Origin of the sequence: Kocuria sp. (assembly GCF_030538595.1) — a bacterium.
Taxonomy (GTDB): domain Bacteria; phylum Actinomycetota; class Actinomycetes; order Actinomycetales; family Micrococcaceae; genus Kocuria.
This window is the reverse complement of the sequence record NZ_JAUNTS010000003.1, coordinates 218,401-233,921: the sequence shown is the minus strand read 5'-3', so window position 1 is coordinate 233,921 and position 15,521 is coordinate 218,401. Positions and strand designations below refer to the sequence as shown.

Genomic DNA, 15,521 nt, shown 5'->3' with positions numbered 1-15,521 from the left:
AGCCCCCACACCATGGCCAGCCTCTCAGAAACCCGCGAACTCGGCTTCACCACGCCCACGGGATCAGACAACGTTTCAGGCGGTGACGACGCGATCACACTCAACGCCTTGGCGACAGTGGACCTCCACAAAACCGCCCGCAGCGCCGCCGATGCCGGGGACACCTCCACCCTGAACGCCGCCAAAACAGCGGCCGTGCAGGGAGACGCGGCCACGCTGGCCACAGCCAAAGCCGCAGCGTCACAGGCCGGTGCTGATGCCGTGGAGACCGTGAAAAACACGCTGGGCTACACGCCCCTAGAGTCCGAATACGCCTTCGCTGTGATGGACTCCGCCCGGCGTCTCTCCGAGCTAGCGGTACTCCCGGACGGGACCGTGCCGCAATGGGTGCTCGACCGGTGGGGTGCCCGTCTGCCTGCACCCGCGCAGGCTGGGCGCCGTGACGCCCTGGTCTCGGCCTTCATGGCCCGGCGCGGTGGCCGGATCGGCACCGGCGGGAAACCCGTCGTCGCCCTACGCTTTGACCACGGCCTCACCAATTACAAAAGCAAAGTGTTGCCGGTGTTGCGTCAGTACGGGCTGCCGTCCATGCAGACCATGAACTCACGCACCTGGTCAACCCCGGAAAACGCGGGCATGACCCCGGCTGATCTGAATACCGCGGCGTTGGCTGACGGTGTGGAAATCACGAATCACGGCGCAACCCATGATGACGCGGCCGACCGTGACACCATCCGGGACTACATCGTCACCGGCCTCACCGAGCTGGCTGCACAGGTGCCCTCCGTCCCCGTGGAGGGCTTCACACCGGCCGGTGTCACCGGCACCCGCTACGCCGGTTTCAACTGGGGCCAAACCACGGCGACCTGGGCCGATACCCTGGCCGGGCAGCTGATCCGCAACCACCACGCCGCTTGTTTCGGGTACGTCACCGGGGCCTACCGGCCGCAGGTGAGCATGGAACTCGGAGCGGGGCACGTGACCTTGGATCAGCAAACATCGGCGTGGGCACATGGGCTTATTGACGGGTTGGCGGGCTCCGGGCCTGCCGCGCTGACGATCATGCTGCACCCCTCCCGACTCGACACCACCGGGTATATCACCACGGCGGAGTTCACGGCGTTCTGCAAGCGGCTGGCTGAGCGCCGTGACGCGGGTGAGCTGCTGGTCACCACACCGGGCGGGTCGCTGCTACTGGACCCCACCACCACCTGGCGGCATGACTTGCTGGGCTCCCCCTGGGCCGTGTCCCTCCAGCCGGGGCAGTCCGCCACACGCACCGTGTACACCAACCGCCTGTCGTCCGTTGTGGGCTCCCCCCGCGACCTGACCGCCACCGGGTCCGGCTCATACACCGTGGAGGTCACCAGCAACGACGGCGCCCTAGCCGTCTCCAAGCCCGCCCGGTCGCGTGACACACATACACCGTTCACGGTGCCGCTGTCTGCCACGTCCATCACGGTAACCATCGCGGCCACCACCTTCCCCGTCAACTTGTCCGTGACCTGTCACGCGATCTGAAAGGCGTCCTGACTATGGGTTACGCGCTCCAAACCGCCAACACTTTCACACCCACGCTGCCCGTGCTGCCGCATCAGCTCCGCACCAACCCCCGCCACCGGTGGATGGCCAACGCGGGCGTGGCTCTGCATCCCACCCTGGCCGGGAACGTCGAGACCTGGACAGACACCATCGGCGGCCTGGCGCTGTCCAAGCTCGACGGCTCCGCACCGTCCCAGACCGCCACCGATGGGCGCATGTCCATCAGATCAGCGGGCCGGGCCGCCTCCGCGCTGGGCACCACCCTGGCGCTGTCACGCCCGCACACCATCGCCGCAGCGTTCCGCCTCAACGCCTTCGCCACCACCGAGGCGCAGCGGGCCACCATCCTGGGCGGCCGAGACACCTGGATAGCCGTAGACGCCTCCGGGAACCTCACCGTCAACACCGGCACCCTGGTCGGCTTCGGGTCCATCAGCGTCGGGTGGCACGTCCTGGTGGCCACCTTCGGGGACACCACCACCACGCTGCGGCTCGACGGCACCGAGACCACCAAAACCACCGGCACCAACCCCCGCACAACACTGTCCCTGGCCGGTGTGGGAACCAACGGCGGGGACTACCCCATGACCGGCGCCTACACCGAAATAGCGGCCTGGGACCGCGCCCTATCCGCCACCGAACGCGCCCAAGTAGAAACCGACCTCCGCGCCGGTTGGAACCTCTAGGAGAACCCCATGCCCTACACCTACGAAACCAAGCACACCGCCGTACACCAGTCATCCCGCGCCAACTTCGGGCACACCGGCAACCCCACAGGAATCACCATCCACCACTGGGGCCTAGACGGACAATCCCACGACGGCGTGGTCCAATACCTGTGCTCTAACCGGCCCGCTAACCCCACCAGCGCGCACTACGTCGTCAGCGCGGGAAAAGTGTCCTGCATCGTGGAGCCCGCCCGGGCCGCATGGCACGCAGGATCAGCCCAAGGAAACGGCCAAACCATTGGCATTGAGTGCCGCCCGGAAATGAGCCCGGGCGACTGGGCCACCCTGGTGGAACTCATGTCTGACCTGGAGCAATTTTACGGCGACCTGAAGGTGTATCCGCATAACTACTGGTCGAGCACATCCTGCCCCGGCCGGTACGGCCCCCGCCTCAACGAACTCATTGCGGCCGTGAACGCCGAGAACACCCGCCGCAAGCAATCCACCGCCGTGAAAACCGTCACCACAGCGCCAACGACCACCAGCACCAAGATCGGAGATCTCGCACAGACCTACTTCCCCACAGAAGTCACATGGGCTGTGGACAAGGGCCTGATGACGCTTCGCAAAGGCCAATTTGAGCCCTTCGCCACGGTCTCCCGCCAAGACCTGGCGATCATCCTGAACCGCATGAACAAGAAAGGTCTCTGACATGGCAAATCTCGCCGCTGAGAACACCCCGGACGGCTCCCCCATCGGGCTCACGTCCTACCCCGCCCCCGGCGATCTGGTGCTACTGGCCTCCGAGGCCGTGCAGGATACCAGCCCGACCGCTGCCGGCACCGGGAGCGACACGCCGCGTCATCGTGCCGTGGTGGACACCTACGCCGGCCCCCGCTACCTGACCGCAGCCCGCCGCCGCTGGCTCTACGGCATCCTGCTGGCCGTCGTGCCCCTGCTGGTGGTCTACGGCATCCTGGACGAAACCCAGGCCGTCGCCTGGGTCGGGGTCGCTGCTGCCGTGCTGGGCCTGGGCCTGGCCGTCTCCCGCACCGAGGACACCCCCCGTGCCGACCAGTGAGCCCATGAACCCGGCCGAGGTCTCCAGGTCTCTGGAGCGGATCGAGGCCGCTGTGACCTCCATGGATGAAAAACTTGACGCCCGCCCCACGTGGAAAGACGTGGAGCGGGTCATGAACGCCCGCAGGGAAGCCCACGAGGCTGACATCCGCCGCCTGGAAACCGACCTACAGGAGCACACCGAGACCGCCGACCGGCACATCAAATGGATCGAGTCCCGCGTGCTCGAACTGGAATCTTGGCAAGCGTGGGTAGTCCGCATCGTGCTCGCCGCCGTCATCGCGGCCGTGCTAGGCGTGGTGCTGATCGAGGACTTTGGCCCCACCATCGGCTAGTAGGTCGGGACGGTGCTCCGCTACCCATGCGTCAATGGTCTCGGGCCACCAGCCGGTGGACCTGCCCAGGGCCACATCCGGCGCGGGTAAAGCCCACCCGCGTGGCGTGTCGCGGTTGAGGCGGTAGCGGCGTGCGAGGTCACCGAGTGTGAGCGCCTGCCGGGTAGAATCCGTCATACCGATTTCCTTTCGGTCTGGTCCCCACCCGTGTGGGGATACGGCAACGCCCGCCCCCGCTTGGTCGCATGGGGCGGGCGTTGTGCTGGGATCAGCTTGCTAGTCCGTCGCCAATCACGGCCTGCCAGACCTCACGCGCTACCGCGTCAGCACTGAGTGAGCGGCCACTCCATGGGGATACCGCGTCATCAGGCAGTGGCCAGTTTTTGACAACCACGGTGTCTTGGTCCGTGATGATGAAATGCACGTCATTCCAGGCCCGCGCCTGGTCTGAGGTGAGCTCATAGCCCATGATCTGCCAGCCCGTCCCGGTGCCGGTGTCACAGCCCAGGATGCCCTCCCAGTCGGCCCGCTTAATGCTCTTCATGATGGTTTCCTTTCGGTTGGTGGGGCCTTGGCCTGCCCCGGTACACCCAACCCTAACCCCCGCATATGCGGGGTGTCAACTAGGCTGCCGCAGGTAATTCCAGCCGCCCGATAGCTTCCCGCCTCCGGGCGCTGGTCACCCGCGTGTATATCTGCGTCGTGGCCACGGACTCATGCCGCAGAAGTTCCTGCACGGTCCGCAGGCTCGCGCCGCGCTCCAGTAGCTCTGTGCCGTACCAGTGGCGCAGCTGGTGAGCTGTACCGGGCACACCGGCCCGGTGCATGGCCCCGCTGATTGCCTTGCCGACTGCACGGCTGCCGATGTGCTGTGTCGCATCCTGGTAGGAGGGGAACCACCACGACCGCGTAGGCATCTCCCGCGCCAGCTCGGCCACCGCAGGGTGCAGCGGGATCACAGCCCGCTTCCCACCCTTCCCGGTCAGCGTCATGGTGCCCGCTCCCAGATCGAAATCCGGCCCAGCCGCCGCCGCGATTTCATGGACCCGCAGCCCCTCCAGCGCGCCGAGCAAAACCATGGCCCGCGTGCGCGCCCGGTTAGCCGCCCGCAGCGTGGCAGCCAGCTGCACAGTCTGGATAGGTCGCGGCGTGGACGGTGGCCGCTTCGGCGTGGGGACGCCCTCCATCGGACTGCTGGCCGCTAGCCCTGCCCGCATGGCCCACGTGTAGAAGGCCCGCAGGCTGGCGTAGTAGCTGGCGCGTGTGGTCCGGGACAGGTGGCGCTGGGCCAGGAATCGCACAATCTCCCGCGCCCCAACCTCCAGTGGGTCATCCCGCCCGGCCGCCGCGCACAGCTGGGCGATCACCCGCGCCCGCTCCGTGGCCGTCCGCTCAGACAGATTCGCAGCCCGCTGCCAGTCTCTAAAATCATGCAAATACAACATGGGTGTTTACGTTACGCCGCAGCGGGGACCGGCGTCACAGACCGTTGCGCTAGTAAAGAATAGGTCGCCGGTTCGATTCCGGCAGGAGGCTCCACAAAGCGGCTCGTCACCCCAAGGTGACGGGCCGCTTCTCATTCGCTGAGGCCCTGCCGTGTGTTCCTGGCGTGTCGGGGCAGCGGCAGGAATGTGGGGTTATAGGCAGGAATGTGTGTATGGGCCGGGCGTGTTACGGGCGCCTGCGGGCCTGACGGCAGCCTACGGGATTCGGGAGACTCACCGACCGCCCCCTCTGTTGTTGAGCTCCCACTCTGCTGTCGACTTCCCATCTGGCTGCGAGATCACCGGCTATGACGTGGGAGCTGGGCAAGTTTATGGGAGCTGGACAGTGGAGTGGGAAGCCGCGTGCAATTCCGCGCGGATGAGCTGCACCACCATCAATGGCGAGCGCACAACCGTGTCCCAATTGACCCGGATCACCCGCCATCCTGCATTGGTCAGGTCCTTCTCCCGCTGCCGCTCCAGACGGATCACGTCCCCGGGGCTGCCGTACTTTCCCGAATACTTGATGCCACCGTCAAACTCAAGGATCACCTTCTCACGCTCCCACGCAAAGTCCACGCGGTGCCGACCCCCGGCTGTCATGATCGCAAGCTGTTGGGTGAAGCCGTCCACCCCGTGGTCCTCCAGCATGAGGCGCGTCAAAGTCTCGCCAGGGGACTCAGCCAGACCGTTGGCTCGACGCAGCGCTGCGCGAGCGCGGCGGACTCCGCGTCGATTTTTGGACGCCGTGAGCATCATTTCGACCTGGTCCAGCCTCCCGCCTACCCGCAGAAAATGATCAAGCATCACGACGGCGTCGCGTGACGCCAACTCGCGGGCACAATCAGCGGCCGTTCGAGCCGGCACGGTGACGAAAGCCGCGCCGTGCGGTTGCACATCCTCCGGGGAGAGATGCCACAGATGCGGGGCCACAGTTCGATCAGTGCGATGACTGCCAGTTCTCTGGTGACCGACCACCGCGTGCGGCCTGTGTGGCAGGGAAAGCACAGGCCATCCATGCAACAGCGCTGCGGACTCACGGCAAAAGGTCAAAGGGTGGCGTGCTGCCATGTTGACCGCCAGGTGTTCCTGCTTCACACGTTGCCAGCTGCTCAGGGACTTCCACCAGGATTCATCTGCCCACGCGTTGCGCTGGACTCGCAGCAAACCCAGTTTGGGATCGCGCCCATCAGTAATCGCTCGTGGGTAACGGCCCAGGTTTTCCATGACCTGGTCGCTGGTGAGCAGACGTTCAGGCACGGGGCCGCGTTGGGGACGGTGGCTACGTTTCCGATGCGAGCCAGAGGAACCATCCACACTGACTTGCCGGACAGACGGTAGGGAGTTCATGGATCGAGCATGAGCTTCCCGCAGCCTGCTGTGGGCCATCACGCTGCATCTGTGGACGTTCCACCCCGCATTCGGGCCGAAATCGTGGCCTGTGGAGTCACCACCACTGGTGGTTCCCCGGCGCGGGAAGGTTGCCCAGGCACGGGGCGCTCGGACGGGGCAACCACACTGTCCGGTTCACTTGCGCTGCCGTCACGGGTGATTGTCCCGGCGCGGGGAGGTCGGGGCGTCGTCGTACTGTCTTCTGCGCCTGCCTGCTGCCTGTCGCGTCGCCAGCACGCTGCCGAGCTCCCATATATCCGGCGAGCTCCCACCTCCTGGGCGGTGATCTCGCGGTCAGATGGGAAGTCGACGATAGGGGCGACGGGGCAGATGGAGTGCAGGCGGCGGACCGGGGCGGGGCAGGGCTGGGGTGGCCGGGCGGGGCAGATGGGGTGCAGGCGGCGGGCGGGTGGGGTCAGAGGTTGTGGGCGGCCAGGAGAGCTTCGGCCTGCTCCACCCGTTGCGCCACGGCATCCGTCCGACGTGTGAGCGCCGACAAGCTCAGCTGGTGGGCCAAAGTGGCATCCACAGAGGAGCTGCGGAAACGTGCCATGGCAAGAGCTTCGGCGGCTTGGGCAAGGTCATTTCCGGCCCGGGACAGCTCACGGTGCAGGTCATGCAACCAGCCCCCCTCCGAATGCGGAATCTCCTGCTCCTGGTCAGGGGCAAAAGTCTGCGCAGTCATGCAAATCTGGCGAACGCGGGGCAGCAGATCGGCCAAAGAATTTGCCACGGGCACGGCACTGGCCACCAGTTCCGGATCCTGGACTTGTTCCAGCACCTGGTGAAACCGGTCCAGGCCGCGCCTGAACCGGTCGTGGGCCCGGCGCCAGACGCCTTGACCCAACTCCTTCTGATCCCGGCGTGCCGCCAGATGCTCCGCGAAAAATCCCATGGTCGACCCATGATCTCAGACCGCAGAACTCCCACAGAGCAATGCACCGCGCAGCAACCTCAACCGAAGTTCCTGACGCCAGATGCAGCCTCACACCAGATTCCAGGCAGTAGGAAGGGGCCCACCAATTTCAGCGGGCCCCTTCACCGGTACTGCGCCAACGCAGCGCCCGGTCAATCTCCGATCAGCAGCAACGCCCCTGCGGATTGTTCTGCTGGTGGTCTTGCCAGTCCCGCCAGAACTCCCGTTCGGTCATGGGTGCGGCCCCGGGTTCACCGTGCGCCGCGTGGAATTCCAGGTAGCGCTGGTACTTGTCCGCACCCAGCACCCCGGAGAACCAGCCAGCCACGTTGCCACCGGTAGCCCGCACCTTCTTCCAGTAGTCACCCACAGCTGACATGAGCTCCAACCTCCTCCTGATTTTTGGCAGTCGGATGCCTGCCTTGGCAGGCATCCGCACCCCGGGGATGGGACGACGGCGGGGTGGTGCGGCGTCGTCGTCCATGGATGCGCAGTTCAGTGGCCATGTCCGTGTCCTTGGGCGGCGCCCGGGGTGCGGACCTCCAGCGGGAGTTTGGCCCACCGTTTCTCCAGATCCTTCTCAGCGGGGCTGAGAACAAAGCCGGCGGGGGCAAAGAACTTGGAGGGAAGGTAGGGGTCTTCGTGAACTTGCGGGTTGCGCTCCCGGAAGCAGCGGATGGTGCGGATGATTGCTGTGATGGCCACGATCAGGGCCAGCACCACAAACACGATGGAGAGCGTTCCCTGCACCGCCGTATTGCGGACCACGGCCTCCATGGCTTCCACGCTCGTGGCGTTGCCGGCACTGGTCTCCCCCGCAGCCAAGGCATCCCGGAATTTGAAGTGGTTGGCCCAGTAGCCCACGGCTGGGTTGGAGGAAAAGATCTTCTGATATGACCCCACCACCGTGACCACCAGATCAAATGCCAGCGGAACAATGATGATCCACAAGTATTTGAAGCTGCCACGGGAGGCCGCTATGGCCAAACACACGGACAGCGCAATGGCTGCCAAGAGCTGATTGGCTATTCCGAAGAGCGGGAAGAACGTGTTGATACCGCCCAGTGGGTCCGTCACTCCCAAAATCAGGATGGACCCCCAGCCCGCAACCATGATGGCGGTGGTCAACCAACTGCCGATCCGCCAGTTGGTATCGGCGAATTTGGGCACCACGTTGCCCAGGGAGTCCTGCAGCATGAAGCGGGCCACGCGGGTTCCTGCATCCACGGCGGTCAGGATGAACAGAGCTTCAAACATGATGGCGAAGTGGTACCAGAAGCTCATCATGGACGGACCGCCCAGCCACTGCTGCATGATGTGCGCCAGTCCCACGGCCAGCGTGGGAGCACCGCCAGTTCGGGAGACAATGCTCTCCTCACCCACGGCGTCCGCGGTGCCCTGCAGGAGTTCCGGAGTCACGTGAACACCGGTCAGTCCCAGAGAGTTCACCCAAGCCACAGCACCTTCCACGGTGCCGCCCGTAACAGCTGCCGAAGAGTTCATGGCAAAGTAAATGCCGCGATCAATGGAGATGGCCGCAACCAGGGCCATGATGGCCACAAAGGATTCCATGAGCATGCCGCCGTAGCCGATCATGCGTGTCTGGCGTTCCTTTTCCACCATCTTGGGTGTGGTTCCGGAGGCAATCAGCGCGTGGAAACCAGAGAGTGCACCGCAGGCGATGGTCACGAACAGGAACGGGAAAAGTGATCCGGAGAACACGGGGCCGTCGCTGCGCCCGGCAAATTCGGATACGGCCGGAACCGTTATTTCCGGGCGGACGACGACGATTGCCAGCGCCAGCAGCACGATCACTCCCACCTTCATGAAGGTGGAGAGGTAGTCCCGTGGGGACAGCAGCAGCCACACGGGCAGTACGGCGGCAATGAAGCCGTAGAGAATGACAAACCAGGCCAGCGTGGTGCGTTCCAGGGTGAAAACTTCCGCACCCCAGCTGGTGTCCGCCACCCAACCGCCGGCCACGATGGCCAACATCAGCAGCGCAAAGCCAATGATGGAGATTTCCATCACCTTGCCGGGACGGATGTAGCGCAGGTAAACACCCATGAAAATGGCAATGGGGATGGTCATTCCCACGGAGAACACGCCCCACGGGGATTCACCCAGTGCGTTGACCACCACCAGGGCCAGGATGGCCACAATGATGATCATGATGGCCAGCGTGGCAATGATGGCAGCCCAGCCACCAATGGGTCCCAGTTCCTCCCGAGCCATCTGGCCCAGTGACCGGCCTCCGCGGCGCATGGAGAAGAACAGCACCAGATAGTCCTGCACGGCACCGGCCAGGATCACACCCACCACAATCCAGATGGTCCCCGGCAGGTAACCCATCTGAGCGGCCAGCACGGGACCAACCAATGGCCCGGCGCCGGCGATGGCGGCAAAGTGGTGCCCGTAGAGGACTCGGCGGTCAGTGGCCAAGTAGTCACGGCCGTTGGCTTTGTACTCAGCTGGGGTTGCGCGGGTGTCGTCCGGTTTGACCAGTTTGTTCTCAATGAACTTGGAGTAGAACCGGTAGGCCACCAGGTAGCTGCACACTGCAGCCAGAACAAACCAAATGGCATTGATGGTCTCCCCGCGGACAATGGCGATCATGGCCCACGCCAACCCACCCACAAGGGCAATGGCCACCCAAATGGCAATCTTGGTGGGGGTCCAGCGGCGCTGCTCGGCGTCGAGCACTTCTGGGTCAACGGCTACCGGGGGGAGATCAAGTTCGGGCTCAGGCCCGGACCCGCCAGGTGACGGCGGGTTCACGATGGTACTCATGGTGCTCCTGATGAGAAGGAGGCTGCTGTTTAGGTGAGGGTTGTTCCGCAGAACACGCAGCCTCAGGACATCGTGAGTTTAGGCCTGAATATGAGCTGAAACACTGTTATTGCTCTCAAATGTTTGAACGCGCCAAGTTCATGCAATGGCGGTGCGCCCATCCAGTCCGGCAGTTATGGCACCAGCAGGACTTTGCCCAGGTGAGCGCCCGAATCGAAGTACTCGTGAGCGGCCGCAACTTCATCCAAGGGAAACGTCCGGTCGATGCGCACGGCAATCCGCCCACTCTCCACCAGGGGCCACACATGCTTCTTGAGTTGGGCCATGATCTCAGCCTTCTGCCGGGGCGGCCTTGCCCGCAGAGTGGTCCCGATCAGATGCAATCTGCGGCCCATCAACCGAGCCAAGTCAATCTCTGCGGTGCGCCCGCCTTGAAGGCCGATGATCACCAGACGACCATCCTCAGCCGAGGCCTTGATGTTGGACTCCAGGTATTTGGCACCCACCACGTCCAAGATGATGTCAGCTCCTTGACCATCCGTGAGGTCAAGGACTTGCTGCGCAAAGTCCTGAGTGTCATATCGGATGGCCTGGGCACCGAGTTCCCTGACGTATTCGGCTTTTGCTGCGCTGCCCACCGTGGTCAGCACGTTCAGCCCAAAGGCGTTGCACATTTGGATAGCCGCACTACCAATGCCGCCGGAGCCGCCGTGAATCAAGACGGTCTCCCCTGGTTGGGCACGAGCCTCCATGAAAATGTTGGACCACACCGTGGCCAGCACCTCCGGTAGACCTGCGGCTTCTTCCATGGTGATGGACTCCGGAATCGGCAGCACGTTGGCGGTCGGCGCCACCACTTCCTCTGCGTAGCCGCCCGAGTCCAGAAGGGCACAGACCCGGTCCCCCACCTTCAGATTCCGGGCAGCGTCAACATCAGGGCCTATCTCCGTGACAACCCCAGACACTTCCAGTCCGAACACCTTGGAAGCGCCCGCAGGAATCTTGTAATTACCAGTTCTCTGCCGCACATCAGCCCTGTTCAGACCGGCGGCTGCGACGGCGATCCGAACGGCGTCGCTGTGCAGATCAGGACGCGCATGCTCCGTGACGCGTAGAACTTCCGGCCCGCCCGGAGTGGTGTCAATGACGGCTCGCATGTGTGCTACTGTAGTCGCTCGTACAAGGCGGTGAGAGCCGACCAAGTACATGGAAGGTTGTCCGAGCGGCCGAAGGAGCCGGTCTTGAAAACCGGTGTGCGGTAACCCCGTACCGTAGGTTCGAATCCTACACCTTCCGCACCAGGCAAAGGCCCGGTGACCAGCGGTTATATGCTGGTCACCGGGCCTTTGGTGTTGGAAGATGTGGCCTCTGTTCCGAGCACAAAAACGGCCCAACTAAAAAGCCGGGCCGTTGGGCTTGAAGCTACCGGAATAGCCGCAAGCGGGGTGTGCAGTAGCCATACACCAGGAGTAACCCCCTGTGTCCACACACCGAGATCAGCTGCGTGAAATACTCACCGCTCCAGTCATCAATGTGCCCGCTACTGAAAGCCGCCAGGACCGGTACATCTCTGCGCTTGAGACGCTCTATGGCGATCGTTTTCAGGTCATCCAAGGCCACTACAAAAGCAAAACTCAGACTTGCCGGAAATGCCATGCAACGTGGCAACGCAATGAGGAGAAAGAAACCGATGTGAACATCGCCCTTCACCTCCTGAGAGATGCCATGGAACAAACCTACGATTCGGCGTTGATTATGAGCGCAGACAGTGATCTGGTTCCAGCCGTGCGCATGCTTAAGGAGATCCGTCAATCGCAGCTGCCACGAAAAATCGTGATAGGTATCCCGCCCAGAATCTTTGATCGACCTGACAAGTGGCGATGATCAGGCGACACCAACCGGGTCGGCCGTGGATTCGACCTGGCGTAAGACCCCGGCAATCTCCACCCAGTTGTCCGGGAAGATCGCATCCACCCGTCCCATGTCCGTGTACGGAGACTCAAACAGACGCTCTGGCTTCATCACACCATTGACGGTGAGTTCATCCACCACCATGCCGATGAATCGGATCTGCTCGGCCGTGAACCGGGATTCATCAAGGAACTGGGAGAATGCCTCCATGACCGCCTCCCGTTCCAACCCGATCAGGGTACGAACAAAGGCCCCCAGACTGCCCACTCGATCCTTGACCCAGTCGAGGTTCACCTGCTCATCCCCGGCTGTCAGCAACATGCCTTCAAGGGCTTCCAGATCCTCCGCCGTGAGCTGCTTATTGCGCTTGAGGCGCTGAATGGTCAGGTGATCTTGGTTCTGTTGAACCAGCGCGGAGACCTTGGCTTCAAAACGGCCCCAATCCATCCCGATGGCAGCCTGCGGCATCTCCACTTCCCGCGATTCATTCAGCGCATCTTGGAAGTTGGTGTAAACCGGATTACGGCGGGTGCGTTCCACGAATCGTGCCAGCCCCCGGATGCGTACTCGCATGACTTCCAACATGGGCAGCGTGACGTCCTCCCACCACTGTTCTTCAGCCACTTCTTCCAGCAGCGGCAGTTGCTTGGCCACGACCGGGATAGCCCCCTTGCTCAGCAGGTTCTCCGCGATGGCCTGGATGGACTCCTGTGTCCGCTGGGCTACTGTGGCGTCGCCATCCAAAGTCGCCAACTGACGCCTGAGCACAAAGAGGTCAAAGCGCTTGGCGTCCTCGTCCGTGTCCTGGACTGTTGACGGCAAGTCGGCCACGTGCTCCAAGAGGTCAGCCACATCCGTTTGGCTGACGGTGTCCCAACGACGACGCTCCGCCCACCTCTCCACATAGCGCCGATGCGCTCTGACCAGGAAGTTGTCCAAGTTCATCCCGGCGACCAGCTGGTGGAGCCAATCCGCTGTTGCGCCGCGGAGATCAGGGTGTTGCTCCGCTCGGTCCAATGCAGTCACCAGGCCCAGGCGTCCTTCAAACAGGCGTTGGGACAGTGATTTGGCCACGGAACCCTCAGAGCCAGGCAGGTCCTGACCGAAGTAATCCAGGTTTCCGCAGAAATCAAAGACGTAGAAGTCATGTTTGTCCTCCCCCGGACCGTAGAGGTCGGGGCACAACCGGGTTCCACGCCCAATCATCTGCCAGAACTTGGTCTTGGAGCGGACCACCTTGAAGAACACCAGATTGACCACTTCTGGCACATCAATACCGGTGTCCAGCATGTCCACGCTGATGGCGATGTGCGGGGCTCCGTCGGGTTGGCTGAAGTCTTCGATCAGCTTCTCCGCGAACGGATTGCCATGGGTGATGACCCGGGCGAACTCTCCCCCGTATTCGGGGTAGGCAATATTGAACCGTTGTTCGATGAACTGGGCATGCGCCTGGTTCTTGGCAAAAATGATGGTCTTGCCCAGCCGGTCTCCGCCGGCCACTTTGTGTCCGTCAGTCATGAGCTGCGCCAAGACTTTGTCCACTGTGTCCGCGTTGAAGAGGAAACGGTTGATTTCCTCTGAATCAATGGCGTCCGGAGCGCCGTCGTCGCCCCAATCCAGACCGTCCCAGTCATCCCGTTCCTCTTGGGAGAGTTGGTCATACCGGATGCCGTCACGCAGGAATCGGGTCCCGACGGCGATGCCGCGCGGCGGCACAAGGTAATTGTCAGCAATGGCCTGGTCCAGGCCGTAAGCATCTGTAGGGACCCCGTCCTCCAGGTTGAACAACCCGTAGGTGTTCCGGTCAATTTCCTCCTTGGGCGTAGCAGTCAGACCCACCAGGTAGGAGTCGAACCAACTGAAGATCGCGCGGTACTTCTGGTACACGGATCGGTGGGCTTCATCAATGACCACCAGGTCAAAGTGGCCGGGGCTGAATTCACGGCCGTCCTTGACGTCATTGATGAGATTCATGATGGTGGGGTACGTGGCTGCATACACCCGGCCCTGTCCGTGGCGTTCTTCCAGGAGGTTCACGGGATTGGAGCTGGGCAAATGCGTTTTGAAGCTACTCACTGCCTGCGTCACCAGCGCCCGGCGGTCGGCCAGGAACAGCACCCGCTTCACCCAGTTGGCCTTGGTCAGCATGTCCACCAGCGCGATCACCGTGCGGGTTTTGCCTGCACCGGTTGCCATGACCAACAGCGCATCACGGTCCCGATTGTCGAATGCGGCGCCGATGGCCTTGACCGCGCGGGATTGGTAGTAACGGTCCACGATGGCTGAGTCCACGTCCGCCGTTGACAGCGCGGTGCGAGTGGAACGGCGCTGAATCATCAGCTCCAATTCATCCCGTTTGAGGAAGCCCTGAATCTTACGGGGTGGGTACCCGCCGTCGTCGCCAAAAGCGCGATCGTCCCATAGCCACTGTTCATGGCCGTTGGTGTAAAAGATCACTGGGCGGCGCCCGAACTCTTGCTCCAAAGCCTGTGCATAAAGTCTGGCCTGTTCCTGGCCGAGCTGGGCGCTGCGTGCGGTGCGTTTTGCCTCCACCACTGCCAGCGGCAATCCGTCTGCGCCCCACAGGACGTAGTCCACATAGCCGCGCCCCTTGGGCATCCCGTCTACCGGGTATTCGCGGTCCCGCTTCTGGTCCAGGGGCCAACCAGCCTCACCCAGCATGATGTCGATGGTGCCTGTGCGGGTCTCGGCCTCTGTGTAGTCATGGTCGTCAGGACGATTGTTGGCAGCTTGGGCTGCGGCAATCTGCTCTTTGAGCTGCTTGATTTCAGCGTCCTTGGCTGCCGCCAAGTCCTGCTGCTCTTTGAGCGCCTGAGCGTGCGCTTGGTCCTGCTCCTGGAACTTCTTGTTGAGAGCTACCAACTCCTGGCGGCTCAACGGTGCCGCACGTGCCGCCAGTGTGGGGTCGAACTGCGCCCGAGTGGGCACCAGGTCAGGTCGAGTTGAGTAGCGCAGAGCGGTAAACACCAGGACGTGGAACAGCTCTCTCAAGACCTGCTGAGCAGCCTGGGGCGGAACCGACTTATTGCTGTGAACAGCGGAATTGCCCACGCGGCGGATCAGGTTCAGTTTGAGAACAATTCCCTCACCAACTGTGTTCTTGAAATGTTGTTCATTAATGCGCGCGGACAGGTCATCGCGGTACGGTTCGGGCAAGCCCATGACGTCGTACAGATGCAGAACCAGTTGCTCAATGGCCCGACGGCTGTAGAAGCACGCGGCAACAGGATCACTGGATACATAACTCTCTGCTCGGCGAGCATCCGCATGAACGCCAGGCCAGTCCTGCTGAATGAATCCGAAGTTGCTCACGTGGTCTCCCTACAAGGGCAGCGACGATTGCTCACTTTCGCTCGCCTCCGCTGACCTTTGATGTCCATGA

General features: G+C 62.8%; 14 protein-coding genes and 1 tRNA gene. 7 read left to right on the top strand and 8 right to left on the bottom strand.

From position 1 onward, the window contains the following. The first annotated feature begins 12 nt into the window (after nucleotides 1–12). From Q4G32_RS04495 to Q4G32_RS04475, 5 genes are read left to right on the top strand one after another with little or no spacing between them, the layout of a single operon-like run. Complete coding sequence (locus Q4G32_RS04495) at nucleotides 13–1,521, top strand: polysaccharide deacetylase family protein (protein WP_303349501.1); 1,509 nt, start codon at nucleotides 13–15, stop codon at nucleotides 1,519–1,521. 14 nt (nucleotides 1,522–1,535) lie between these two features. Beyond that, entirely contained in the window at nucleotides 1,536–2,228 is a 693-nt protein-coding gene (locus Q4G32_RS04490; RefSeq protein ID WP_303349500.1) for a LamG-like jellyroll fold domain-containing protein, read from the top strand. 9 nt (nucleotides 2,229–2,237) lie between these two features. After that, nucleotides 2,238–2,921: a peptidoglycan recognition protein family protein gene (locus Q4G32_RS04485; protein WP_303349498.1), complete on the top strand. Its 684-nt coding sequence runs from the start codon at nucleotides 2,238–2,240 to the stop codon at nucleotides 2,919–2,921. Between the two features lies 1 nt (nucleotide 2,922). Continuing rightward, nucleotides 2,923–3,291, top strand: coding sequence for a phage holin (locus Q4G32_RS04480; RefSeq protein WP_303349496.1), 369 nt, complete (start codon nucleotides 2,923–2,925; stop codon nucleotides 3,289–3,291). Beyond that, the gene (locus tag Q4G32_RS04475) at nucleotides 3,278–3,625 is read left to right on the top strand and encodes a hypothetical protein (RefSeq protein ID WP_303349495.1); all 348 of its coding nucleotides are present in this window, start codon (nucleotides 3,278–3,280) and stop codon (nucleotides 3,623–3,625) included. The genes Q4G32_RS04480 and Q4G32_RS04475 overlap by 14 nt, the downstream gene beginning before the upstream one ends. Nucleotides 3,626–3,893: 268 nt before the next feature. Here Q4G32_RS04475 and Q4G32_RS04470 read toward each other — a convergent pair whose 3' ends face one another. From Q4G32_RS04470 to Q4G32_RS04440, 7 genes are all read right to left on the bottom strand, one after another. After that, the gene (locus Q4G32_RS04470) at nucleotides 3,894–4,169 is read right to left on the bottom strand and encodes a hypothetical protein (RefSeq protein ID WP_303349493.1); all 276 of its coding nucleotides are present in this window, start codon (nucleotides 4,167–4,169) and stop codon (nucleotides 3,894–3,896) included. A gap of 79 nt (nucleotides 4,170–4,248) precedes the next feature. Continuing rightward, nucleotides 4,249–5,070 (bottom strand): tyrosine-type recombinase/integrase, encoded by an 822-nt coding sequence (locus Q4G32_RS04465; protein WP_303349491.1) that lies wholly within the window; start codon nucleotides 5,068–5,070, stop codon nucleotides 4,249–4,251. A gap of 369 nt (nucleotides 5,071–5,439) precedes the next feature. Next, a complete protein-coding gene (locus Q4G32_RS04460) occupies nucleotides 5,440–6,459 on the bottom strand; it encodes an endonuclease domain-containing protein (protein WP_303349489.1) in 1,020 nt (339 codons plus the stop codon). Between the two features lie 457 nt (nucleotides 6,460–6,916). Beyond that, nucleotides 6,917–7,396, bottom strand: coding sequence for a hypothetical protein (locus Q4G32_RS04455; protein WP_303349487.1), 480 nt, complete (start codon nucleotides 7,394–7,396; stop codon nucleotides 6,917–6,919). Between the two features lie 184 nt (nucleotides 7,397–7,580). Further along, nucleotides 7,581–7,796 (bottom strand): YbdD/YjiX family protein, encoded by a 216-nt coding sequence (locus Q4G32_RS04450; protein ID WP_303349579.1) that lies wholly within the window; start codon nucleotides 7,794–7,796, stop codon nucleotides 7,581–7,583. 116 nt (nucleotides 7,797–7,912) lie between these two features. Next, nucleotides 7,913–10,207, bottom strand: a complete 2,295-nt coding sequence (locus Q4G32_RS04445) for a carbon starvation CstA family protein (protein ID WP_303349485.1) — start codon at nucleotides 10,205–10,207, stop codon at nucleotides 7,913–7,915. A 173-nt stretch (nucleotides 10,208–10,380) separates the two neighbouring features. Continuing rightward, on the bottom strand, nucleotides 10,381–11,364 hold the full coding sequence (locus tag Q4G32_RS04440) for an NAD(P)H-quinone oxidoreductase (RefSeq protein ID WP_303349483.1): 984 nt from the start codon (nucleotides 11,362–11,364) through the stop codon (nucleotides 10,381–10,383). 51 nt (nucleotides 11,365–11,415) lie between these two features. Here Q4G32_RS04440 and Q4G32_RS04435 point away from each other — a divergent pair. Both Q4G32_RS04435 and Q4G32_RS04430 read left to right on the top strand, forming a co-directional pair. Continuing rightward, nucleotides 11,416–11,503 (top strand) — tRNA-Ser (locus Q4G32_RS04435). A 183-nt stretch (nucleotides 11,504–11,686) separates the two neighbouring features. Further along, nucleotides 11,687–12,091, top strand: coding sequence for an NYN domain-containing protein (locus Q4G32_RS04430; RefSeq protein ID WP_303349481.1), 405 nt, complete (start codon nucleotides 11,687–11,689; stop codon nucleotides 12,089–12,091). Here Q4G32_RS04430 and Q4G32_RS04425 read toward each other — a convergent pair whose 3' ends face one another. Then, entirely contained in the window at nucleotides 12,092–15,451 is a 3,360-nt protein-coding gene (locus Q4G32_RS04425) for a DEAD/DEAH box helicase family protein (RefSeq protein ID WP_303349479.1), read from the bottom strand. Nucleotides 15,452–15,521 lie beyond the last annotated feature (70 nt).